Source organism: Methylibium sp. Root1272 (assembly GCF_001425905.1).
GTDB lineage: Bacteria > Pseudomonadota > Gammaproteobacteria > Burkholderiales > Burkholderiaceae_C > Methylibium.
This window is the reverse complement of the sequence record NZ_LMDY01000015.1, coordinates 53,139-77,232: the sequence shown is the minus strand read 5'-3', so window position 1 is coordinate 77,232 and position 24,094 is coordinate 53,139. Positions and strand designations below refer to the sequence as shown.

Annotated in this window: 15 protein-coding genes and 3 tRNA genes; 11 read left to right on the top strand and 7 right to left on the bottom strand. The window is 69.0% G+C overall.

Features of this window, described 5'->3' with window-relative positions:
- Window positions 1-171 precede the first annotated feature (171 nt).
- The 3 genes from ASC67_RS14565 to trxA form a co-directional block, all read right to left on the bottom strand.
- Complete coding sequence (locus ASC67_RS14565) at window positions 172-432, bottom strand: type B 50S ribosomal protein L31 (RefSeq protein WP_036229732.1); 261 nt, start codon at window positions 430-432, stop codon at window positions 172-174.
- Between the two features lie 124 nt (window positions 433-556).
- Window positions 557-1,819, bottom strand: coding sequence for a transcription termination factor Rho (rho, locus tag ASC67_RS14560; RefSeq protein ID WP_036229752.1), 1,263 nt, complete (start codon window positions 1,817-1,819; stop codon window positions 557-559).
- 238 nt (window positions 1,820-2,057) lie between these two features.
- The gene (gene trxA, locus ASC67_RS14555) at window positions 2,058-2,387 is read right to left on the bottom strand and encodes a thioredoxin TrxA (RefSeq protein WP_056323163.1); all 330 of its coding nucleotides are present in this window, start codon (window positions 2,385-2,387) and stop codon (window positions 2,058-2,060) included.
- 275 nt (window positions 2,388-2,662) lie between these two features.
- On the opposite strand from trxA, the gene ASC67_RS14550 reads away from it, so the two are divergent.
- Entirely contained in the window at window positions 2,663-5,161 is a 2,499-nt protein-coding gene (locus ASC67_RS14550) for a PD-(D/E)XK nuclease family protein (RefSeq protein WP_156466784.1), read from the top strand.
- The gene (locus ASC67_RS14545) at window positions 5,158-8,415 is read left to right on the top strand and encodes an exodeoxyribonuclease V subunit beta (protein WP_056322434.1); all 3,258 of its coding nucleotides are present in this window, start codon (window positions 5,158-5,160) and stop codon (window positions 8,413-8,415) included. The genes ASC67_RS14550 and ASC67_RS14545 overlap by 4 nt, the downstream gene beginning before the upstream one ends.
- On the opposite strand, the gene hpnE is transcribed toward ASC67_RS14545, so the two are convergent.
- The 3 genes from hpnE to hpnC all read right to left on the bottom strand — a co-directional run bounded on the left by hpnE (window position 8,412) and on the right by hpnC (window position 11,673).
- Window positions 8,412-9,758, bottom strand: a complete 1,347-nt coding sequence (gene hpnE, locus ASC67_RS14540; RefSeq protein WP_056322431.1) for a hydroxysqualene dehydroxylase HpnE — start codon at window positions 9,756-9,758, stop codon at window positions 8,412-8,414. The genes ASC67_RS14545 and hpnE overlap by 4 nt on opposite strands.
- A 142-nt stretch (window positions 9,759-9,900) precedes the next feature.
- A complete protein-coding gene (hpnD, locus tag ASC67_RS14535; RefSeq protein ID WP_056322426.1) occupies window positions 9,901-10,764 on the bottom strand; it encodes a presqualene diphosphate synthase HpnD in 864 nt (287 codons plus the stop codon).
- A 78-nt stretch (window positions 10,765-10,842) separates the two neighbouring features.
- Complete coding sequence (gene hpnC, locus ASC67_RS14530) at window positions 10,843-11,673, bottom strand: squalene synthase HpnC (RefSeq protein WP_156466783.1); 831 nt, start codon at window positions 11,671-11,673, stop codon at window positions 10,843-10,845.
- Between the two features lie 203 nt (window positions 11,674-11,876).
- Between hpnC and ASC67_RS14525 the strand changes: the two genes are divergently transcribed.
- From ASC67_RS14525 to ASC67_RS14485, 9 genes are all read left to right on the top strand, one after another.
- Complete coding sequence (locus ASC67_RS14525; protein WP_056322420.1) at window positions 11,877-13,007, top strand: efflux RND transporter periplasmic adaptor subunit; 1,131 nt, start codon at window positions 11,877-11,879, stop codon at window positions 13,005-13,007.
- 13 nt (window positions 13,008-13,020) lie between these two features.
- A complete protein-coding gene (locus ASC67_RS14520) occupies window positions 13,021-16,146 on the top strand; it encodes an efflux RND transporter permease subunit (RefSeq protein ID WP_056322417.1) in 3,126 nt (1,041 codons plus the stop codon).
- Window positions 16,147-16,244: 98 nt separating this feature from the next.
- Window positions 16,245-16,331, top strand: a tRNA-Leu gene (locus ASC67_RS14515).
- A gap of 35 nt (window positions 16,332-16,366) precedes the next feature.
- The gene (gene tig, locus ASC67_RS14510) at window positions 16,367-17,671 is read left to right on the top strand and encodes a trigger factor (RefSeq protein WP_056322413.1); all 1,305 of its coding nucleotides are present in this window, start codon (window positions 16,367-16,369) and stop codon (window positions 17,669-17,671) included.
- Window positions 17,672-17,799: 128 nt separating this feature from the next.
- Window positions 17,800-18,408, top strand: a complete 609-nt coding sequence (gene clpP / locus ASC67_RS14505; RefSeq protein WP_056322411.1) for an ATP-dependent Clp endopeptidase proteolytic subunit ClpP — start codon at window positions 17,800-17,802, stop codon at window positions 18,406-18,408.
- A 104-nt stretch (window positions 18,409-18,512) separates the two neighbouring features.
- Window positions 18,513-19,784 (top strand): ATP-dependent Clp protease ATP-binding subunit ClpX, encoded by a 1,272-nt coding sequence (gene clpX, locus ASC67_RS14500; RefSeq protein ID WP_056322408.1) that lies wholly within the window; start codon window positions 18,513-18,515, stop codon window positions 19,782-19,784.
- Window positions 19,785-19,906: 122 nt separating this feature from the next.
- Window positions 19,907-22,324, top strand: a complete 2,418-nt coding sequence (gene lon / locus ASC67_RS14495; protein ID WP_056322405.1) for an endopeptidase La — start codon at window positions 19,907-19,909, stop codon at window positions 22,322-22,324.
- Window positions 22,325-22,424: 100 nt separating this feature from the next.
- Window positions 22,425-22,500 (top strand) — tRNA-Gly (locus ASC67_RS14490).
- 87 nt (window positions 22,501-22,587) lie between these two features.
- Window positions 22,588-22,661, top strand: a tRNA-Cys gene (locus ASC67_RS14485).
- 482 nt (window positions 22,662-23,143) lie between these two features.
- On the opposite strand, the gene murI is transcribed toward ASC67_RS14485, so the two are convergent.
- The gene (murI, locus tag ASC67_RS14480; protein ID WP_056322401.1) at window positions 23,144-23,974 is read right to left on the bottom strand and encodes a glutamate racemase; all 831 of its coding nucleotides are present in this window, start codon (window positions 23,972-23,974) and stop codon (window positions 23,144-23,146) included.
- Window positions 23,975-24,094: the final 120 nt, after the last annotated feature.

The window sequence follows — 24,094 nt, the reverse complement described above, 5'->3', positions numbered from 1 at the left end:
ACGGCAAGGGCGGTGACAGCGACGACGCCGCATCTTGCAGCAAAAGCCGCGGGCGCGAACGTAAAGCGGGGGCACCGAAGGCGGCTGCGTCCGGCCGGGCCGCGAGCGGGGGTCTCGAGCCGGCAACAAAAAAGGCAGCCGAGGCTGCCTTTGCGCGTGTGCGAACCGCCGTCACTTCTTGGCGCCGAGGTGCGCGAACTTGTTGCGGAACTTCTCGACGCGACCGCCCAGGGAGTCGACGCTCTTCTGGGTGCCGGTGTAGAACGGATGCGATTCGCTGGTGGTCTCGAGCTTGAACAGCGGCAGCTCGCGGCCGTCGTCCATCTTGACGGTTTCGCGGGTCTGGGCGCAGGAGCGCGTCACGAACTTGAAGCCGTTGGAGAGGTCCACGAAGCACACGTCGCGGTAGCTGGGGTGAATGCCGTCTTTCATCTCGAATCCTCGCAGGGTCTGGGTGCGGGAGCCACGCTGCGTTGCCACTGTGGCGACGCGACGCACTTTCCGCCATGGCGAAAGCCTGAAATTATGCCACGCATCAACGACTTAAGCCAGGGGCTCAGCCGCCGCGGCGCATCATGTCGAAGAAGTCGAGGTTGGTCTTCGTGGCCTTCATCTTGTCGAGGATGAATTCCATCGCCTCGATCTCGTCCATCGAATAGAGCAGCTTGCGCAGGATCCAGGTCTTCTGAAGGATCTCGGGCTTGAGCAGCAGTTCCTCGCGACGGGTGCCCGACTTGTTCAGCAGGATCGACGGGTAGACGCGCTTCTCGGCCATGCGGCGGTCCAGGTGGATCTCGCAGTTGCCGGTGCCCTTGAACTCCTCGTAGATCACCTCGTCCATCCGGCTGCCAGTGTCGACCAGCGCGGTGCCGATGATGGTCAGCGAGCCGCCTTCCTCGATGTTGCGCGCGGCGCCGAAGAAGCGCTTCGGGCGCTGCAGCGCATTGGCATCGACGCCGCCGGTCAGCACCTTGCCGGAGGAGGGCAGCACGTTGTTGTAGGCGCGCGCCAGGCGAGTGATCGAATCGAGCAGGATCACCACGTCCTTCTTCAGTTCGACCAGGCGCTTGGCGCGTTCGATCACCATCTCGGCGACCTGCACGTGGCGCGCCGCGGGCTCGTCGAACGTGGAGCTGATGACCTCGCCGCGGATGGTGCGCTGCATCTCGGTCACTTCCTCGGGCCGCTCGTCGACCAGCAGCACGATCAGGTGCACTTCCGGGTAGTTGGCGGTGATGGCGTGCGCGAGGTTCTGCATCATCACCGTCTTGCCGCTCTTCGGGGCCGACACCAGCAGCGCCCGCTGGCCCTTGCCCAGCGGGGCGATCAGGTCGACGATGCGGCTGGTGATGTTCTCTTCGGCCTTGATGTCACGCTCGAGCTTGAACTGCTCCTTGGGGAACAAGGGTGTCAGGTTCTCGAACATGATCTTCTGCTTGTTCTCCTCCGGCGTGATGCCGTTGACGATGTCCACCTTCACCAGTGCGAAGTAGCGCTCGCCGTCCTTGGGGACGCGCACCTCGCCCTCGATCATGTCGCCGGTGTGCAGGTTGAAGCGGCGGATCTGGCTGGGGCTGAGGTAGATGTCGTCGGTGCTCGCGAGGTAGCTGGCCTCGGGCGAGCGCAGGAAGCCGAAGCCGTCAGGCAGCACCTCGAGCACACCGTCGCCGAACACCTGCTCGCCCTGCTTGGCGCGCTTCTTCATGATCGCGAACATCAGCTCCTGCTTGCGCATGCGGGCGCTGTTCTCGATCTCCAAGGTTTCGGCGACCTTGATCAGTTCGGATATGTGCTGGGCTTTGAGTTCGGATAGATGCATGAAGCGCACCTCTGGGGCAAGCGTGACCACCCGGAAAACGGGCGCCACCGGAGTCGGGCGATCGCAGGCGCTAGGTAGGGCCCGGACCGCTCGCGGTCGGTGTCGATCGCCATGCGATCGACGGTAAGACTGGTGTTCTGGGAGGGGGTGCCGGCTCCACGCGCTGGATGCAGCGTGGCGGCAATCTCGCTGGTGCTCGGGGCAGGCGGGTGGCCTCACCCCGGCACGTTTGCAGCGATTATAGGTGGCCGTCGAGGAATGCGGTCAACTGCGACTTGTTCAGGGCACCGACCTTGGTGGCGGCCAGTTGCCCGTCCTTGAACAGCATCAGCGTCGGAATGCCGCGAATGCCGAACTTCGCCGGCACGTCGCGGTTCTCGTCGACGTTCATCTTCGCGATCTGCAGCTTGCTGCCGTAGTCCTTTGCGACCTCGTCGAGGATGGGGGCAATCATCTTGCAAGGGCCGCACCACTCGGCCCAGTAATCGACCAGCACGGGGGTACCGGACTTGAGCACGTCGTCGTCGAACGACGCGTCGGAGACGTGTTTGATCAGTTCGCTGGCCATCATGGGTCCTTCAGCTGCCGCCTGTCGTGCGCAGTTCGCACGAGCTTCCAGGGCACAATGATTTTGACACAAGGCCCCCTGGCGCGCCGCGCGGCGCCGGCCCTGCACGCTATGGGGGCGATAGAAGGATCCCGCCCCTGAATCCGACACCGGACCCTGCCGCCGAGGACACGCCGCCCGACGCCGGCCTGGCGGTCGCCGCGTGCTGGACGCGCCTGGTGCGCGAGATCGCGGCGTTTTCGCGCTGCGAGGCCCTCGCATCGCGGGATGTCGTCGTGCTGCTGCCCTTTGCCCAGCACCTTCCGCTGGCGCGGGCCGCCTGGCTGGCGCTCGACCACGCGCCCTGGATGCCGCGTTTCGAAACGACGCAGACCCTGCTGCGCTCGCTCGGCCCTCCGCAGCCGGCCGCATCGGGCGAGTTGGCTTTCGATCCGGTGGCCGATCCGCTGCAGGCCACACACCTGCTGCGCGAGCAGGTTCCGGATTGGCCGCGTCGCGATCCGCGTGGCTTCGCGCTCGCCGTCGCGCGCCTGAACGACACCGCGCAGGCCCTGGCGCGCGCGCGACTGGCGCTGCCGCCGGCCCATCGCGCGGCCTGGCTCGAGCGGGCGCGTGCGCTGCTGGCCGCTCTCACCGGGCCAGCCCAGCAGGAACGCGCGCTGGCGCGGCTCGCGCTCGAATGGTCGAACACGGCGTCCACGACGGGCGCCGATGCGCTCCACGCCTTGAGGCCGGCGGCCTGGGTCGCGTTGCGGGTCGGCGCCTCCGATCCGCTGGTCGAATCCTTGTTGGCCGCGTCGTTGGTCCCGGTGCTGTGGCTCGATGCCGATCTGCGCGTCCCCGGTCTCCGCGGCGCGCCCGGCACGGTGCATGTAAGCGAGTGCGACGACTTCGAGGACGAGGCGCAGCGCGCGGCGGCGCAGGTGCTGGCTCACCTGGCGCAGGGCGAGCAGCCGGTGGCCCTGGTGGCGCTCGACCGCGTGCTGCTGCGGCGCGTGCGCGCGCTGCTCGAGCGGCAGCAGGTGCCGGTGAACGACGAGACGGGCTGGAAGCTGTCGACCACCCGGGCCGGTGCCGGCGTCATGGGTCTGCTGCGCGCGGTGCATCCGCGTGCCGCGACCGACGACCTGCTCGACTGGCTGGCCTCGGCGCCGGTGCCGGTGGACGGCGCTGCGGCGCTCGATGCCGCGTGGCGCCGCGACGGCATCACCGCGTTGCGGCAGGTCGACGAGGCGCGTCTCGAGCCCGCCGCGCTTGCGCTCTGGCAGCAGTGGCTCGCGATCGGCGAACCCTTGCGCGCGACCCGCCGCCTGGCGCTGGGCGAGTGGCTGTCCCGTCTGCGCGAGGCGCTGCTGCGCGCCGGGCTGTGGGCCACCCTGCTGGACGACGCCGCAGGGCGACAGGTCATCGATGCGCTGCGGTGCCGCGCCGAGCCCGCAGCCGGCAGCGCCTGGGCAGAGCAGTCGGCACGAGTGCGCTTCGATGCCGACGGTTTGCGCGACTGGGTCGACGGCGTGCTGGAGTCGGTTTCGTTCGAACCGCCTTCGCCCAGCCTCGGCGGCGCGGCGCCGGTGATCCTCACGCCGCTGGCGCGCGCGATGCTGCGTCCGTTCGCGGCGGTGGTGTGCCCGGGTGCCGACGCGGCGCATCTCGGCGCGGTGCCGCCGCCGCAGGCCTTGCTGGGCGACTTGCTGGCGGCGGAACTCGGCCTGCCGTCGAGCACGCAGCGTCGCGAACACGAGCGACGGGCGTTCGCGCAGCTGCTGCGGGTGCCTCGACTCACACTGCTGCACCGCCGCCGCGACGGGGCCGAGCCGCTGCAGGCCAGCCCGCTGCTGCTGCAGCTGCAGTTCGACGGACGGGATGCCATTCGATCCGTCCCTGAGCCGAGGACATCGCTCACCGTCATGTGCCGCCCACTGGCGCGCCCCTTGCCGGTCGCTCCGGCGCTGTTGCCCGACTCGCTCAACGCCACGGCCTACGAGGCGCTGCGCGCCTGCCCTTATCGCTTCTTCGCGCAGCGCCTGCTGGGCCTGGCCGAGGCCGAGGAACTCGATGACGCCGTCGACAAGCGCGACTACGGCACCTGGCTGCATGCGGTGCTGCAGGACTTCCACCGCCAGCGGCTGCCCGGCGCGCCGCAGGACGATGCCGCCTTGCTGCTGGGCATCGCCCGCGCGCAGCAGGCGCTGCTGGCACGCGACGATGCCGATTTCCTGCCGTTCGCCGTGTGGTTCGAGGATCTGTTGCCGCGCTACCTCGCCTGGTGGCATGCCGAAGAGGCGCTGGGCGCGAACGTGATCGATACCGAACTCGAACTGCGCGCGCAGCTGCCGGCGCCGGCGTCTACCGGCGTGCGCCTGCGCGGCACGCTGGACCGCGTCGATGCCGTGCCGGGCGAGGGCGGCCAGGGTGCGCATCGCATCCTCGACTACAAGACCACCAGCGAGACCACGCTGCGCGAGCGCCTGCGGCAGCCGCTCGAGGACACCCAGCTGCCGTTCTACGTCGCGCTGCTGGACGCGTCGCGCGGCATCCCGTCAGGCGGCGTGCAGGCCGCCTACCTGTCGCTCGATGGGCGCGAGGGCGTGAAGCTGCTGGCGCATCCCGACGTGGCCGCCAGCGCCGCGCTCCTGCTCGAAGGCATCGCGGCTGACTTCGCGCGCCTGCAGGCCGGCGCGCCGATGCCGGCGCTGGGCGAGGGCAGCGCCTGCGAGCATTGCAGCGCGCGCGGCCTGTGCCGGCGCGACCACTGGCGCGAGGACCGGGCATGACGGCGGCGGCGTTCGCCTACCGCATCGACGGCGCGCTGGTGGCACCGCCGGCGTTCTACCGCGTGGCCTGCGACCCGCGCCGCAGCGTCGTCGTCGAGGCCTGCGCCGGTGCCGGCAAGACCTGGATGCTGGTGTCGCGCATCCTGCGTGCGCTGCTCGACGGCGCGGCGCCGCAGGAGATCCTGGCCATCACCTTCACCCGCAAGGCCGCGGGCGAGATGCGTGAGCGCCTGCAGGACTGGCTGCACGAGTTCGCACTGTGCGACGACGCGCAGCGCGAGCAGGCACTGGTCGATCGCGGCTGCACGCGGCAGGAGGCTGGCGTGCTCGTGCCTCGGCTGGCTGCGCTGTACGGGGAGCTGCTGTCCGGTGGGCGGCTGGTCGAGATTCGCACCTTCCACGGCTGGTTCAGCCAGTTGTTGCGCGCCGCGCCGCTGGCGCTGCTGCAGCCGCTGGGCCTGCAGTCCGAGGTCGACCTGCTCGAGGACCGCAGCGATTTGCAGCCGCACTACTGGCGGCGTTTCCTGTCGGCCGTATCGGGCGATGCGGCCCTGCGCGAGGATTTCGCGGCGCTGGTGCATGACCGCGGGCGCCACGTGGCGCAGCAGTGGCTCGAGGCCGCGCTCGACCAGCGGGTCGAGATCGAGCGGGCCGACGCCGCGGGCGTGCTGGAAACCAGCGTGCCATCGGCCGCGGCGCTGTGGCCGCAGTTCGATGGACTGACCCATCCCGCCGACTGGCTGGCGCAGCCGGACATCCGGATGTCGCTGTCCGCCGTGGCGGCGGCGCTGGGGGCGGCCGGGGGCAAGAAGTCGCGAGATGCGGGCAGCGCCCTCGAGCAGGCGCTGGCTGGCATCGAAGCCGATCCGTCGGCGGCCTTCGGCGCGGCCTGGCAGGCCTTGTTCACCAAGACCGGCGAGTTGCGCAAGCAGACCGACGCGCCGGGCCTGAACGATGTGGCCGACGTGCTGCGGCGCATCGCCGAGGCCGCCGCCCAGCAGGCGGCGCATCTTGCGCATGCGCGCATGGTCCGGCTGGCTCGTGTCTTGCTCACCAGCTACCGAGAGCTCAAGCGCGACCGCGGCCTCGCCGACATGGCCGATCTCGAGGCCTGTGCAGAGCACCTGCTGGCCGATGCCGAGCTGGCGGGCTGGGTCCAGGAGCGCCTGGACGCGCGCGTGCGCCACCTGCTGATCGACGAGTTCCAGGACACCAGTCCGCTGCAATGGCGCACGCTCGATGCCTGGCTCAGCGGCTACGCTGGCGCGGGCGGCGGCGGCAGCGGCCAGCGGCCCTTGTCGGTCTTCATCGTCGGCGATCCGAAGCAGAGCATCTACCGCTTCCGTCGGGCCGACCCGCGTGTCTTCGCGCAGGCGCGCGACTTCGTCGTCGCCGCGCTGGATGGCGCCCACCTGGCCTGCGATCACACCCGCCGTAACGCGCCGCGGGTGCTGGCAGTGCTGAATGCGGTGTTCGATCGTGCGCAGGATGGCGGACAGTTCGACGACTTCCGCCCACACACCACCGACGTGAGCGAGCCGCCCGGCGCGGTGCTGTTGTTGCCGGCGGTGCCGCGGCCGGAGAAGGGTGGCCCGGCGGTCGCCGCCGGGGGCTGGCGCGACAGCCTCACCACGCCGCGCACTGAACCCGAAGAAGTGCTGCGGCGAGTCGAGGCGGAGCAGGTGGCGGCCGGCATTGCCGGCCTGCTGGGCGAAGGGCTGGCGCCGGGCGACATCCAGGTGCTGTGCCGCAAGCGGGCCCCGCTGGCGCTGGTGGCGCAGGCGCTGCGAGAACGCGGCATTCCCCACGCCACGCCAGAGAAGCGCGAGCTGATGGGGGCACCCGAGGTGCGCGATCTGGTCGCGCTGCTCGATGCGCTGGCGTCACCGTCGCACGACCTGTCGTTCGCGCAGGCGCTGAAAAGCCCGGTGTTCGGTGCGAGCGACGACGACCTGGTGGTGCTCGCGCAGGCGGCGCGGACCGAGCGGCTCGCGTGGAGCGAGGTGCTGCTGCGCGGCGCGGGCGCGGGCAGCACCGCCCTCGACCGTGCCCGTGCGCTGTGGCCCGGCTGGATGGCGGCCGCGGCGGCGCTGCCGCCGCACGACCTGCTCGACCGCATCGTCGCCGAGGGCGAGGTGCGCGAGCGCTATGCCGCCGTCGTGCCGCCCGCGGGGCGCTCGCTGGCGCTCGCGGCCATCGATGCGCTGCTGGCGCAGTCGCTGCTGCTCGACGGTGCGCGCCATGCCACGCCCTACAACTTCGTGCGCGCGCTCAGGCGCCGGCGCGTGCTGCTGCCGCCGCAGAGCGCGGCCGACGCGGTGCAGTTGCTGACGATCCATGGCGCCAAGGGCCTGGAGGCGCGCGCGGTGTTCGTGATCGACACCATGCCGGAGGCGCCGAAGGCGGAGACCGCGACCCTGCTGATCGACTGGCCGGCCGATGCGGCGTACCCCCATTGCTGTGCCTTCGTCGCCAGTGAGTCGCGTTGCCCGCCGTCGCTGCGCGCCCTGATGTCGGCCGAGCAGGAGGGGCGCGCGCGCGAGGAGCTCAATGCGCTCTACGTGGCGATGACCCGGGCCCGCGAGCGGCTCGCCTTCAGCGCGACCGCCCCGTTCCGCGCGGCGCCTGGACAGAACGCCTGGCAGCGACTTGCCGAAGCCGGCGCGGACGTCGTCCCTCCGGTGGGCGATGCCGGTGGTGCGGCAGGGCCCGCCGGGTCTGTCGAGAGCCCGGTGGTGCTGCTTGCGCTGCCGCGCGTCCACCTCGTCGCCGAGCGTGCCGATCCGTCGGCGGCAGACGCGGACGGCGAAGCCGCGCAACTCGGCCGCGCGGTGCACCGCGTGCTCGAATGGTTGCCGGTCGCCGGCGCGCTCGACGGCGCCGCGGCGGCCGCGGCCACCGAGTTCGCGTTGCCGGCCGATGCCGCGCCGCGCGTGGCCGCGCTGGCGCGGGCAGTGTTGGGCAGTGCGGCCTGCGCGCGCTTCTTCGATCGAGAGGCCCTGCACTGGTCGGGCAACGAGGTGGCGATCGCGTGGCACGGCGCCGCGCTGCGCATCGACCGGCTGGTGGCGTTGCACACGCCCGCAGGCCCGGAGTGGTGGGTGCTCGACTACAAGCTGCAGCACGCACCGCAGGCGATCGAAGCCTACCGGGAGCAACTGGCCGGTTACCGCGAGGCCGTGCAGTCCCTGCAGCCGGGCGATCGCGTGCGTGCGGCCTTCATCACCGCGGCCGGCGAGGTGATCGAACTCTAGGGCCCGCTGCGCGAGGCCGTCGGCATGCCCGCAGGCTTCGATCGCGACAGCGCATGTGCCGCAGCCTGGCCGGCGCGCATCGCGCCCTCGAGCGTGGCGGGGTAGGGCCCGTCGACATAGTCGCCCGCGGCGAGCAGCCCCGCGGCGATGCTACCGCCAGGGCGCCGCAGAGCGGGCGTGCAGAGGAAAGTGGCGCGCTTCTCACTGAGCACTCGCAGCAGCCGGGGCTCGCACGGCAGCAAGACGCCGAGCTGCGCCGTAGCCTGCATGCGCACTGCTTCGGCCGTCTCGTCCAGCCCGCGCGCGATGGCGTCGGCCGCGCCGCTGATGACGAAGGCCAGCGTGCCCGGTGCGCCCGGCTCGCGCGCGGCGTCGCGCAACTGGCCGAGATCGAACACGTACTGCGCCGGCGACGCCGCGTCGCGGGCGTCCAGCGCCAGCATCGGCGCCGGCAGGCAGACCCCGGGTGCCTGCAGCAGCACCGTGACGATTGGCTCATAGCGCAGCGCGGCCGCCTGCTCGGCCCACGCCGGCGCGTGCGGCGCGGCGAGTCGTGCGGCCTCGACCGCGCTGCAAGCCAGCACCACGCGATCGAACGGCGCGCCATCGACCTGCCAGCCACCGGCGACGGGCTCGATCGCGTTCACGCGCCGCCCGGTGTGCAGCGCGGCCCCGCGGGTGCTCAACCAGGCGGCAGCGGCGTCCGGCCACAGTGCGCCGAGGTCCACGCGCGGCAGCAGCAGGTCCGAAGCGCCGGAGCCGGCGAACAGCGCGTCGTGCAGCACGCGCAGGAACACCTGCGCGCTGGCCTGTTGCGCTGGCGTGTTGAGCGCGGCGACGCACAGCGGCTCGATCAGCGAGCGGCGCAGCGCGACGGGCAGCGAGTCCGTGAGGGTCGCGACCGTCAGGTGCTCATCGCAACGGAAGCCGCGCAGCAGCCAGCCTCCGGCCGCGCGCAGCAACGCGAGCCGTTCGCCCAGCGACCAACCCTGGGCTGAGAGCACGCCGCGCACGAAGCCCGGCAGCGCCGGGCCGGGCGGCAACGACAGGCCGCGGCCTTGCGCATCGATCAAGGTCAGGGGCAGGCGCCGGAGCACCGCGCGCTCGTCGATTCCTACCGTTCGCAGCAGCGACAGCGTCGCGCTGTACGCGCCGATCAGGATGTGCTGGCCGTTGTCGAGCGCCAGACCGTCGACCGACGGCGGCAGCCGCCGTGCGCGACCTCCGAGCGTCGGCGCCATCTCGGCCACCATGACCTGGTGGCCGAGCGAGCGCGCCTCCACGGCCGCAGCCAACCCGGCCCAACCGCCCCCGACGATCGCGACGCGCAGCGCCGTCGTCATGCGCGCACGTCGGCAATGGGGCCTGACCGTCCGCCCTCCGGCAGGACACCGAGGCCATCGCGCAGACGCCGCGGATCCGGCTCCGCCGGTCCGCCAGCGGCGTCCCCCTCGGGGGGGAGCGGCGCAGCCGCAACGGGGGGGGTCAACGTTCTTTCCAGTTGGTCTTCCACGCCAGCCACAGCTTGCGCAGCGGTGTCAACGCGACGCGCTGGTGCAGCACCTGGAAGCCCTCGGTCTCGATCTCCCGCAGCAGCGTGCGGTAGATCTCCGCCATCATCAGTCCCGGCCGCTGCGCGCGGCGCTCGCCGTCGGGCAGTGCCGCGAAGGCCTCGTCGTAGAGCCGGTGCGCGCGTTCGGCCTGGAACTTCATCAGCGCCGTGAAGCGCTCGCTGTAGCCCCAGGGCGCCTCGCGCTTGAGCAGTTCGTGCGCCTTCACGTCGAAGCGCTGCAGTTCGCTCACCGGCAAATAAATGCGGCCGCGGCGCGCGTCGTCGCCGACGTCGCGGATGATGTTGGTGAGCTGGAAGGCCCGGCCCAGCGTGTGGGCGTAGCGCCGCGTGCCGTCGCTCAGCGGCCGCCCGGGCTCGCAGCCGAAGATGCTGGCGGCGACCTCGCCGACCACGCCGGCCACCAGGTGGCAATAGCGTTGCAGCGCCGCGTCGTCGAGGTAGCGGGTCTGCGTGAGGTCCATCTCGCAGCCGTCGATCACGGCGTTCAGGTGCTCGGCACGGATGCCGTAGTCGGCCACGTGCGGCATCAGCGCCTGCAACACCGGGTGGTGCGGCTGCCCGATGAAGGCCTCGGCCACCTCCTTGCGCCACCAGGCCAGCTTGGTGGCCGCGACGCCGGGGTCGGAGACCTCGTCGACGACGTCGTCGACCTCGCGGCAGAACGCGTAGAAGGCGGTGATGGCGGCGCGGCGCGGCGGCGGCAGGAACAGGAAGGCGTAGTAGAAGCTCGACCCGCTCGCAGCGGCCTTGTCCTGCACGTACTGTTGGGGCGTCATGGGGCGAGGGCGGGGCAGGCAGGGCGGAGCGGCAGTTCAGCGGATTGTCACATCGGCCGCCGGCCGCGCCGGTGGCCCTCAGCCGCGTGAACGCATGCAGCAGGCACGCCAGACGATGAGCGGTCCGTCGATCGTCCCGAGCCGCGGCCGCTGGCGCAATGTTTCGAACCGAAGGGCCTCGATCTTGTCGAGGATCCGCAGGCCGCCCTGCACCACGCCACGGAGCTCCCAGCCGGCCCGCCCCGGCAGGCGGTGGACCAGCGGCGCACCGCCCAGCATCAGCGCTCGCGCCCACTGGCACTGCGATTGCACGAGCGCCCGGCTCGCGACGCTGTCGTGCTGCATGAACAGCGCGGCCTCGTCGACGCCGTGGGCCGCGCACTGGTCGAGCGGGAGGTAGAGCCGGCCGCGCGGCAGGTCGACGCTGAGGTCCTGCCAGAAGTTGATCAGTTGCAGCGCGCTGCAGATCGCATCGGAGCGCTGCAGGCTGTCGGCATCGTGAACGCCATACAGGTGCAGCAGCAGTCGGCCCACCGGGTTGGCCGAGCGGCGGCAATAGTCCAGCAGCTCGGCGCGGTCCGTGTAGCGGGTCTGCACCACGTCCTGCGCGAAGGCACTGAGCAGGGCTTCCAGCAGCGGCAGTGGCAGGGCGTGTCGCGCGATCGCTTCGGCCAGCGGTCCGAACACCGCGGCCCAGCGCGGTGAGGGCGCCGCGCCGGAGGCGACGGCGTGCAGGTCGGCGCGATAGGCCGCGAGGTCGGCGAGTCTTTGCGCAGCGGGCGCATCGCCCTCGTCGGCCAGGTCGTCCGCCGTGCGGGCGTAGTGGTAGATCGCCGTCACGGCCGGCCGCAGGGCCGGGGGGCAAAGCATGGAGGCGACAGGGAAGTTCTCGTAGTGATCGACGCTCATCGGGGCCTGCATGCTGCCGTGCGGCCGCATTGTCCACGCTGGCACCGGGCATGACACCTTCGGCGTTCGCAGGCTGCGTTGACATGCCCACAAGCCTGCTCGTATATTACTGACCAGTCAGTCATTAATGACCGCGGAGCCAGGTTTTCAGGGTTCCAGAGGCCTTACTCCTGTCTCGTCCAGCTGCCGTTCAAGGGTTCGACATGCGCCTGCCGTTTTCTCGTCGCGCTCTCTTTGCCGGGGTGCCCCTGTGTGTCCTGGTCCTGGTGGCCTGTTCGAGGCACGAGCCAGCGCCCGAGCCAGTGCGCGCCGTCCGCACGCTGAAGGTTGCGGGCGACGTGGCCGGCGGCCGCTACGAATTCGCGGCCGAGGTGAAGGCGCGCGTCGAGTCACGGCTGGGCTTTCGCGTCGGCGGCAAGATCCTTCAGCGCGACGTCGATCTCGGCGACAGCGTGAAGGCCGGCCAGGTGCTGGCCCGGCTCGATCCCCGGGATCTGAGGCTCGGTGAGGACAGCGCGCGGGCCGCCCTGTCCTCGGCCCAGGCCAGCCACGACCTGGCCGCGGCCGATTACAAGCGCTACCAGGAATTGCTGGCGCAGGGCTTCATCAGTGCGGCCGAGCTCGAGCGCCGCGATGCCACGCTGAAAGCCGCGCGCGCCACGCTCGATCAGGCCCACGCACAGTCGGCCGTGCAGGGCAACCAGGCCGGCTATGCCTCGCTGCGGGCTGATGCGGCCGGCGTCATCACGGCGGTGGAGGCCGAGCCCGGCCAGGTGGTGGCCGCCGGTGCTCCGGTGCTGCGGCTGGCGCAGGACGGTCCGCGCGACGCGGTGTTCTCGGTGCCCGAGGACAAGCTCGCGCTCGTGCGAGCGCTGGAGGGACAGGCGGGCGCGGTGAAGGTGCAGCCCTGGGGCTCGAGCGAACTGTTGCCGGCGACGGTGCGCGAGATCGCCGCGGCCACCGACGCTGCGACGCGCACTTTCCTGGTCAAGGCGGACGTGGGGGGCGCGGAGGTCAAGCTCGGCCAGACGGCGGCCGTGATCGTCGAGACGCCCCGAATCGCCGGGGTCATCAAGCTGCCGCTCGGCGCCTTGGTGGAACTGCAGGGCAAGACCTCGGTGTGGCTGCTCGATGCGCAGACCATGACGGTCCAGGCCCAGCCGGTGCAGGCCAGCGGGGCCGAAGGCAATGCGGTGATCGTGACGGCCGGCCTGATGCCGGGCCAGGAGGTGGTGACCGCTGGCGTTCATGTGCTGACGCCGGGGCAGAAGGTGAGGCGCTACGCCGAGCCGAGCGCCGCCGCTGCGTCGGCGGCCACCGCGGTGACGCACTGAATCCGGGGCCGCGATGGACGCCCCTGCTGCGGATCGATTCAACGTCTCGCGCTGGGCGCTCGAGCACGCCCCGCTGACTCGCTACCTGATGGTGGTGCTGATGGTGCTGGGCTTCGTGGCCTACTTTCAGCTCGGTCAGGACGAGGATCCGCCGTTCACCTTCCGCGTGATGGTGGTGCAGGCGTTCTGGCCCGGTGCGACCGCACAGCAGATGGCCGAGCAGGTGACCGACAAGATCGAGCGCACGCTGCAGGAGGTCCCCTATGCCGACAAGATCCGCAGCTACACCAAGCCCGGCGAGTCGTTGACGCTGCTGCAGATCAAGGACTCGTCGCCGGCCCGCGAGGTGCCCAACGTCTGGTACCAGGCGCGCAAGAAGCTGGGTGACACGCGCGGCCAGCTGCCCTCGGGCGTGCAGGGCCCGTACTTCAACGACGAGTTCGGCGATGTCTACGGCTCGATCTACGCGCTGTCGGCCGATGGCTTCAGCGACGAAGAGCTGCGCCAGCACGCCGAGTCGCTGCGCACGCGTCTGCTGCGGGTCCCGGACGTGGCGAAGGTCGAGCTGTTCGGCGTGCAGGCCGAGAAGGTGTTCGTCGAGATCCCGCAGAAGCGGCTGGTGCAGCTGGGCATCGACCTGAACGCGGTGCTGGCGCAGCTGGGCGCGCAGAACGCGGTGGAGGGTGCGGGCGCCTTCCACGTCTCGGGGCAGACGGTCCAGGTGCGCATCGGCGGCCAGTTCAATTCGATCGACGAGCTGCGAGCCTTCCCGATCCGTGCGGTCAACGCAGGCACCGGCGCGGCGAGCAGCCTGCGGCTCGGCGACATCGCGACGATCCTGCGTGCCTACGTGGACCCACCGAGCGTCAAGGTGCGCCATCAGGGCCGCCCGGTGATCGCGCTCGGTATCTCGATGTCGCGCGGCGGCGACATCATCGCGCTCGGCAAGAACCTGCAGGCGGTTACCGCGCAGCTCCAGGCCGACCTGCCAGTCGGCGTGGAGCTGTCGCAGATCCAGGACCAGCCACGCGCGGTGTCGCGCTCGGTGGGTGAATTCGTGCGGGTGCTGCTGGAGGCCGTGGTGGTGGTGCTGGCGGTGAGCTTCATCGCGCTGGGCCTGCACACCCGGCCGCTGCGCATCGACGTGCGGCCCGGGCTGGTGGTGGCGATCACGATCCCGCTGGTGCTGGCGATCACCTTCGTCACGATGTTCTACTGGGGCGTCGGCCTGCACAAGATCTCGCTGGGCGCGCTGATCATCGCGCTGGGCCTGCTGGTCGACGACGCCATCATCGCCGTCGAAATGATGGTGCGCAAGCTCGAGGAGGGCTACGACAAGGTCCGTGCCGCCACATTCGCCTACGAACTGACCGCGATGCCGATGCTGACCGGCACGCTCATCACCGCCGCCGGCTTCCTGCCGATCGGGCTGGCGAAATCGGTGACCGGCGAATACACCTTCGCGATCTTCGCGGTGACCACCGCCGCGCTGTTGATCTCCTGGGCCGTGTCGGTCTATTTCGTGCCCTACCTCGGGCTGTTGCTGCTCAAAGTCAAGCCGCACGCGGCGGGCGAAGCCGTGCATGAGCTGTTCGACACGCCGTTCTACAACCGCTTTCGCGCGCTGCTGGACTGGTGCGTGGCGCATCGCTGGCTGACCATCGGCGCGACGCTGCTGGTGTTCGCGCTCGGCATCGTCGGCATGGGGCGGGTGCAGCAGCAGTTCTTCCCCGACTCGAGCCGCCCGGAGATCCTGGTCGACCTGTGGCTGCCCGAGGGCGCCTCGTACGCGGCCAGCGAGACGGTGGCCAAGCGCTTCGAGGCTCGCCTGATGCGCGAGCCGGGGGTCGACGCCGTGACCACCTGGGTCGGCTCCGGCGTGCCGCGCTTCTACCTGCCGCTCGATCAGGTGTTCCCGCAGACCAATGTCTCGCAGTTCATCCTTCTGCCCAAGGATCTGGCGGTCCGCGAGGCGCTGCGCCAGAAGCTGCCGGCGCTGCTGGCCGAGGAGTTCCCGGAGGTGCGCGGGCGCGTCAAGCTGCTGCCCAACGGGCCGCCGGTGCCCTATCCGGTGCAGTTCCGGGTGATCGGCGACGACGTGCACGCGGTGCGGCAGTGGGCCGACGAAGCCAAGGCCATCTTGCGCGGCAATGCCAGCATGCGAGGCGTCAACGACAACTGGAACGAGTCGGTCAAGGTGCTGCGGCTCGAAGTGGACCAGGACAAGGCCCGTGCGCTCGGCGTCACCAGCCAGGCCATCGCCCAGGCTTCGCGCACGGTGCTGACCGGCAGCACGGTGGGCCAGTACCGCGAGGGCGACCGCCTGATCGACATCGTGCTGCGTCAACCGGCCGACGAACGCAACGCGCTCACCGACCTGGCCAACGGCTATGTGCCGACGGCCGGCGGGCGTTCGATCCCGCTGACGCAGATCGCCCGGGTCGGCTTCACCTGGGAGCCGGGTGTGCTGTGGCGCGAGGGGCGCCAGTACGCCATCACCGTGCAGGGCGACGTGGCCGAAGGCCTGCAGGGCGCCACCGTGACGGCGCAGCTGTGGCCGCAGCTCGAACAGTTGAGCCGGCGGATGCCGCCGGGCTACACGATCGAGGTCGCCGGCGCGGTGGAGGAGAGCAGCAAGGGCCAGGGTTCGATCGCCGCCGGTGCGCCGCTGATGCTGTTCATCATGTTCACGCTGCTGATGCTGCAACTGCACAGCTTCAGTCGTGCGGTGCTGGTGTTCCTGACCGGCCCGCTGGGCATCGCCGGCGTGGCGGCGGCGCTGCTGCTGCTGGGCCGGCCGTTCGGCTTCGTCGCCCTGCTGGGCGTGATCGCTCTGAGCGGCATGATCATGCGCAATTCGGTGATCCTGATCGACCAGATCGAGCAGGATCGCGCCCGCGGTGTCCCGACGTGGACGGCGATCGTCGAGTCGGCAGTGCGGCGCTTCCGTCCGATCGTGCTGACGGCCGCCGCCGCGGTGCTGGCGATGATCCCGTTGACGCGCAGCGTGTTCTGGGGGCCGATGGCGGTGGCGATCATGGGCGGCCTGATCGTCGCGACGGCGCTCACGCTGTTGGCCTTGCCGGCGATGTATGCGGCGTGGTTCAGGGTCCGGAGGCCCGATCAGGAAGCCAGCTAAAATCGCAGGCCGACCGAATCGGACGCATCGGCAGATCGATGCGCCGGACTCGACCGAACTCGACGAAAAAGGGCCGGCGGGCCCTTGTTCAATTTCCAGCGCGGGTGGCGAAATTGGTAGACGCACCAGGTTTAGGTCCTGACGCCCGCAAGGGTGTGCGGGTTCGAGTCCCGCCCCGCGCACCACACGCATCCTTCAGTCCAGCGAGAGAGTACAGATCATGGCTGTCACCGTCGAAACCCTCGAGAAGCTCGAGCGCCGCATCACCCTCACCCTGTCGGCCGACACGATCAAGAACGAGGTCGAAACGCGCCTGAAGCGCCTGGCCAAGACGGTCAAGGCCGACGGCTTCCGTCCCGGCAAGGTGCCGATGAGCGTGGTCGCGCAACGCTATGGCTACTCGGTCCAGTACGAGGTGATGAACGACAAGGTCGGCGAGGCCTTCAGCAAGGCCGCCAATGAGGCGCAGCTGCGCGTCGCCGGCGCGCCGCGCATCTCCGAGAAGGACGGCGCACCCGAAGGCGAGTTGGCCTTCGATGCGACCTTCGAGGTCTATCCGGAAGTGAAGATCGGCGACCTGGCGGCCACCGAGATCGACCGCGTGAGCACCGAGGTGACCGACGCCGCGATCGACAAGACGCTCGACATCCTGCGCAAGCAACGCCGCACCTTCGCCCAGCGCGCGGCGAGCGAAGGCGCGGTCGACGACGATCGCGTGACGATCGACTTCGAGGGCAAGATCGACGGCGTGCCGTTCGATGGGGGCAAGGCCGAGGCCTTCCAGTTCATCCTCGGTGAGGGCCGCATGCTCGAGGCCTTCGAGAAGGCCGTGCGCGGCATGAAGACCGGCGAGTCCAAGACCTTCCCGCTGCAGTTCCCCGAGGACTACCAGGGCAAGGAAGTGGCCGGCAAGGAAGCCGACTTCCTGGTGACGCTGACGAAGATCGAGGCGCAGCATCTGCCCGAGGTCGACGAGGCCTTTGCGCAGTCGCTGGGCATCAAGGATCCGACCCTCGAGGGCCTGCGTGCCGACATCCGCAAGAACCTCGAGCGCGAGGTCAAGAACCGCCTGATCGCCCGCAACAAGTCGTCGGTGATGGAAGCCCTGATCAAGGTGGCCGACCTCGACCTGCCGAAGGCGCTGGTGCAGAACGAGACCGACCGGATGATCGAGGGGGCGCGCGCCGACCTGAAGCAGCGTGGCATCAAGGACGCCGAGAAGGCGCCGATCCCGGCCGAGATCTTCCAGGAGCAGGCCGAGCGCCGCGTGCGCCTGGGCCTGGTGGTGGCGGAGCTGGTGCGTGCGAACCAGTTGCAGGCCAAGGGCGAGCAGATCGGTGCGCACATCGAGGAGATGGCGCTGAGCTACGAGAAGCCCGAGGAAGTGCGTCGCTGGTACTTCGGCGACCGGCAGCGCCTGGCCGAGGTCGAGGCCCTGGTGGTCGAGAACAACGTCACCGAGTTCGTGCTGTCGAAGGCGAAGGTCAGCGACAAGCAGCTGCCGTTCGACGAGCTGATGGTCTGAGCGGGCGACACCGTTGTCGCAGGCGCCGCGCCGCGAGGCCGGCGCCTTTTCGCCATCTCGTGAGCCCCGCTCTTGACGCGACATAATCAAGCCGCATCTGGAGCAGGTCGTCGAATTCAAGGAGTGCCATGAGCGCGCTGGAAACACAGAGTCTGGGCATGGTGCCCATCGTCATCGAACAGTCGGGCCGCGGCGAACGCGCTTACGACATCTACAGCCGCCTGCTGCGCGAGCGCGTGATCTTCCTGGTCGGCCCGGTCAACGACCAGACGGCCAACCTGGTGGTGGCGCAACTGTTGTTCCTGGAAAGCGAGAACCCCGACAAGGACATCTCGCTGTACATCAATTCGCCGGGCGGCTCGGTCAGCGCCGGCCTGTCGATCTTCGACACGATGCAGTTCATCAAGCCCGACGTGTCCACGCTGTGCATGGGCATCGCGGCGAGCATGGGCGCCTTCCTGCTGGCGGCCGGCGCCAAGGGCAAGCGTTTCGCGCTGCCGAACTCGCGCGTGATGATCCACCAGCCCTCGGGCGGGGCCCAGGGCCAGGCGACCGACATCGAGATCCAGGCGCGCGAGATCCTGAAGCTGCGCGAAAGCCTCAACGGCATCCTGGCCGAGCGCACCGGCCAGCCGCTGGAGAAGATCCGTGCGGACTCGGAGCGCGATTACTTCATGTCCGCCGAGGAAGCCACCGGCTACGGCTTGATCGACAAGGTGATTTCGCAGCGCGCCTGACCCGAAAGTCCGGGTAACTGGGTGGGCAACGGGGCCTTTTTCGACACCAAGGCCCCGTTTTCTTTTCCCTTATCATTCTTGTCACTCCCCAGACGGCTCGTCCCATGCCCGAGAAAAAAGGCTCCTCCAGCGAAAAAGTGCTGTATTGCTCGTTCTGCGGGAAGAGTCAGCACGAGGTGAAGAAGCTCATCGCCGGCCCGTCGGTCTTCATCTGCGACGAGTGCATCGAGCTGTGCAACGACATCATCCGTGACGAAGTTCCTGCGGAAAGCCCTGACGCGAAGGCAGCCAAGAGCGATCTGCCGGTGCCGGGCGAGATCAAGGCCAGCCTGGATCAGTACGTGATCGGGCAGGAGCCGGCCAAGCGCACGCTCGCCGTCGCGGTCTACAACCACTACAAGCGCCTCAAGCACGTGCAGGGCGTGGGCAAGAAGGAGGACGTGGAGCTCGCGAAGAGCAACATCCTGCTGATCGGCCCCACCGGCTCGGGCAAGACGTTGCTGGCGCAGACGCTAGCGCGGCTGCTCAACGTGCCGTTCGTGATCGCCGACGCCACCACGCTGACCGAGGCCGGCTACGTGGGCGAGGACGTCGAGAACATCATCCAGAAGCTGCTGCAGAACTGCAACTACGAGGTCGAGCGCGCGCAGCGCGGCATCGTCTACATCGACGAGATCGACAAGATCTCTCGCAAGGCCGACAACCCTTCGATCACGCGCGACGTGTCGGGCGAGGGCGTGCAGCAGGCCTTGCTCAAGCTCGTCGAAGGCACGATGGCCAGCGTGCCGCCGCAGGGCGGGCGCAAGCACCCGAACCAGGACTTCCTGCAGATCGACACGACCAACATCCTGTTCATCTGCGGCGGCGCGTTCGACGGGCTGGAGAAGGTAATCCAGAACCGCTCCGAAAAGTCGGGCATCGGCTTCGGCGCCAGCGTGAAGAGCAAGACCGAGCGCAAGGTGAGCGAGGTGTTCCGCGAGGTGGAGCCCGAAGACCTGATCAAGTTCGGCCTGATCCCGGAACTGGTGGGTCGCCTACCGGTGGTCGCCACGCTGGGCGAGCTGACCGAGGACGCGATGGTGCAGATCCTGACCGAGCCGAAGAACGCGCTGGTCAAACAGTACCAGAAGCTGTTCGCGATGGACGGCGTCGAACTCGAGATCCGGCCGTCGGCCCTGACCGCCATCGCCCAGAAGGCGCTGGCCCGCAAGACCGGCGCCCGCGGGCTGCGCTCGATCATGGAGCAGTCCCTGATGGACACCATGTTCGACCTGCCGACGATGGACGGCGTCCAGAAGGTCGTGCTCGACGAGCACACGATCGAAGAAAACACCAAGCCGCTGCTGGTCTACCGCGAACAGAAGGCCAGCGCCTGAAGCGGGAGGCGCGTCCGATGCCGGCCCGTCACCCCACCGCCTGCCGTCATCGCTGCCCCCCAGGCTTCCTTCTTGCAATCCCCCGCTCGGGCTCCATCTGGGCCTGAGAAAGAGAGGCCTCCATGTCCGGACATCCCGTTCTTCCCGCCGACCCGATCACGCTGCCGCTGTTGCCGCTGCGCGATGTGGTCGTGTTCCCCCACATGGTGATTCCGCTGTTCGTCGGCCGTCCCAAGTCCATCAAGGCGCTGGAAGCCGCGATGGAAGCCGGCCGCCAGATCATGCTGGTCGCCCAGAAGGCCGCCGGCAAGGACGAGCCCAAGGCCGACGACATGTTCGACATCGGCTGCGTCTCGAGCATCCTGCAGATGCTGAAGCTGCCCGACGGCACCGTGAAGGTGCTGGTCGAGGGCATGCAGCGCGCCACCACCATCAGCATCGACGACAGCGGCGAGTACTTCACTGCCGAAGTGGCCCCGATTCCGCCCGAGCAGGGCGCCTCGCCGGAAGTCGAGGCGCTGCGCCGTGCCGTGACGCAGCAGTTCGACCAGTACGTCAAGCTCAACAAGAAGATCCCACCCGAGATCCTGACCTCGATCGCCGGCATCGACGACGCCGGGCGCCTGGCCGACACGATCGCCGCGCACCTGCCGCTCAAGCTCGAGAACAAGCAGGCCATCCTGGACCTCGACTCCGTGAACGCGCGTCTCGAGAAGCTGCTCGAGCAGCTCGAGCACGAGGTCGACATCCTGCAGGTGGAGAAGCGCATCCGTGGCCGCGTCAAGCGCCAGATGGAGAAGAGCCAGCGCGAGTACTACCTGAACGAGCAGGTCAAGGCGATCCAGAAGGAGCTTGGCGAAGGCGAAGAGGGCGCGGACCTCGAAGAGCTCGAGAAGAAGATCATCGCGGCCAAGATGCCCAAGGAGGCGCGCAAGAAGGCCGACGCCGAGCTGAAGAAGCTCAAGCTGATGTCGCCGATGTCGGCCGAGGCGACGGTGGTGCGCAACTACATCGACACCCTCGTCAATCTGCCCTGGGCGAAGAAGACCAAGATCAAGCACGACCTCGTCAACGCCGAGGATGTGCTCAACGAGGACCACTACGGCCTCGACAAGGTCAAGGATCGCATCCTCGAGTACCTCGCGGTGCAAGGCCGTGTCGACAAGGTCAAGGCGCCGATCCTGTGCCTGGTCGGCCCTCCGGGGGTCGGCAAGACCTCGCTCGGACAGAGCGTGGCGCGTGCCACCGGTCGCAAGTTCGTGCGCATGGCGCTCGGCGGCGTGCGCGACGAGGCCGAGATCCGCGGTCACCGCCGCACCTATATCGGCTCGATGCCGGGCAAGGTGCTGCAGAGCCTGACCAAGGTGGGCACGCGCAATCCGCTGTTCCTGCTCGACGAGATCGACAAGCTGGGCATGGACTTCCGCGGCGATCCGTCGTCGGCCTTGCTGGAAGTGCTCGACCCCGAGCAGAACCACACCTTCAGCGACCACTACATCGAGCTCGATTTCGACCTGAGCGACGTGATGTTCATCGCCACGTCGAACTCGATGAACATCCCGCCGGCGTTGCTGGACCGGATGGAAGTGATCCGCCTGTCCGGCTACACCGAGGACGAGAAGCTCAACATCGCGCAGAAGTACCTGCTGCCCAAGCAGTGCAAGAACAACGGCGTGAAGGACGAGGAGCTCGACATCACCGAGAGCGCGCTGCGCGGCATCATTCGCTACTACACGCGCGAAGCGGGCGTGCGCTCGCTCGAGCGCGAGATCAGCAAGATCTGCCGCAAGGTGGTCAAGGGCCTGTCGCTGAAGAAGTACGAGGGCCAGGTCGTCGTCACCGACGAGAACCTCAACGACTTCCTCGGTGTGCGCAAGTTCGACTACGGCCGCGCCGAGAAGGAAGACCAGGTCGGTCAGGTCGTCGGCCTGGCGTGGACCGAGGTCGGCGGCGACCTGCTGACCATCGAGGCGGCGGTGATGCCCGGCAAGGGCAACATCATCCGCACCGGTTCACTCGGCGACGTGATGAAGGAATCGGTCGAGGCGGCCCGTTCGGTGGTGCGCTCGCGCGCCCGCCGCCTGGGCATCAAGGACGAGTTGTTCGAGAAGCGGGACATCCACATCCATGTGCCCGACGGCGCGACGCCCAAGGACGGTCCGAGCGCCGGCGCGGCGATGACGACGGCCTTTGTGTCGGCGCTGACCGGCATCCCGGTGCGCTCCGATGTGGCGATGACCGGCGAGATCACGTTGCGCGGCGAGGTCACGGCGATCGGCGGACTCAAGGAGAAGTTGCTCGCGGCGCACCGCGGTGGCATCAAGACCGTGATGATCCCGGAAGAGAACGTCAAGGATCTCCAGGACATCCCCGAGAACGTCAAGAACCACCTCGAGATCGTGCCCGTGCGATGGATCGACAAGGTGCTGGAAGTCGCGCTGAAATCGATGCCCCAGCCGCTGGTGGACGAAGAGCCGAAGCCGGAGACGCCCAAGCCGGACGCAGCACCTGCAGCAGGTGGAGAAGTGATCAAGCATTGAGCCGGTCCCGGGGCGGAGCGCTTGCGCGACCCCCTCCGCTTCGGCTATACTGCGGGGCTCGCAAGGAAGCGATTTCTTGCGAGCAGCCAGTGAAAAGTGTGCGGGAATAGCTCAGTTGGTAGAGCGCAACCTTGCCAAGGTTGAGGTCGCGAGTTCGAGCCTCGTTTCCCGCTCCAGTCTTGTGATGAAAGGGAAGCTCATGCTTCCCTTTTTTGTCAGCGGTTTTTTGTCAGAATTGCTGGCATCGTCGACAGCGGCTCCAGGGCGCGGTAGCAAAGCGGTTATGCAGCGGATTGCAAATCCGTCCAGGGCGGTTCGACTCCGCCCCGCGCCTCCAGTCTTCCGATCGACGTGTTCCAGTGCATCCTCATCGCCCCGCTCGAGCGGGGCGTTTTTGTTTCCGGCCTCCTGTGCGGCGCTACCATGCGTGCAGGCCTCGATGGCGAAATTGGCAGACGCAGCGGACTTGAGATCAATTTGAGCGCTCGCGCGGAAACGCGCGAGATGAATCCCGTCAAATTCGGAGAACCCCCTGCGGTGCGTCACGCGCTGCGAGGCAACGCCGAGCCAAGCCGCAGCCGAGCCGGAGCGGAAGGTGTAGAGAGCGGACGGCGGGCACCTAAGGCGCAAGCGATGGTGAAGGCGCGCTCCAGACCCCGAACGTGCGCAGCGCTGGCTGCGTGCGGCGGCGAAAGCCGTAGCAGGTAAGAAAATCCGCCGGACCCTGATCGGTCCATCCCGGTTCGATCCCGGGTCGAGGCACCATCGGAACCTTGCGCGGGGGCTGCCGCGTGCCGACACGTATGCGGGCGGGGCGCCTCAAGCCGGCAGCAGCACCTGCGTCTCGGCCTCGAAGCCCAGCCATCGGCCCGCGACCGACTGCAGAGTGGACAGGTCACCGGTGGTCCACAGGCGAGCAGTCTGGCGCGGCACTGCGTCGGTGGCGGCTTGCAGGCTGGTCGCGAGCTGCTGCGCGCGCCGCGCCACAGCATCGGCCGTGTCGACCAGTCGCACCTCGGCCCCGAGCGCCTTCTGAATGTGCTGTGCCACGAACGGGTAGTGCGTGCAGCCCAGCACCACGGTGTCGACATCCGCCTCGCGCAACGGGGCCGTGTACCGGTCCACCAAAGCCAGTACCTCGGCGCTGTCGGCGTCGCCGGCCTCGATCGCGTGCGCGAGACCGGCGCAGGCTTGCAGATGCAGTTGGGCACCCTGCGCATGCGAGCTGACGAGCTGGCGGAACTTGTCGCTGGCCAGTGTGCCGCGCGTGGCCATCACACCGATACGGCCGTTGCGGCTCAGCGCGATGGCCGGCTTGATGCCGGGCTCGACCCCGACGAACTGCACGCCGGGGTGCTCCTCGCGCAGCGCGCGCACGGCCGCGGCAGTCGCCGTGTTGCAGGCCACGACGATGAGTTGTGCGCCTTCGCGCAGCAGGTGGGCGGTCAGCACGCGCGAGCGCTCGATCACGTAGCGTTCGTCGCGCTCGCCATAGGGGGCGTAGCCCGAGTCCGCCACGTAAAGCAGGCGCGAGCGCGGCAGGTGCCGATGCAGTGCCCGCAGCACCGACAGCCCGCCGACGCCGGAATCGAACACGCCGACGCAGGCGGCGGATGCTCGATCGTCCAGGGGCGCGGCGCTGTTCGTCATGGGCGCGCGAGTCTAGCAAGTGGCCGGATCGCGCAGATCCGAGCCCATCATTGACGCCTTCGGACATGTGTAGCTCCGGTGGGGCTCGGTATCATCGTCTTAGAATCGAACGATCGTGCT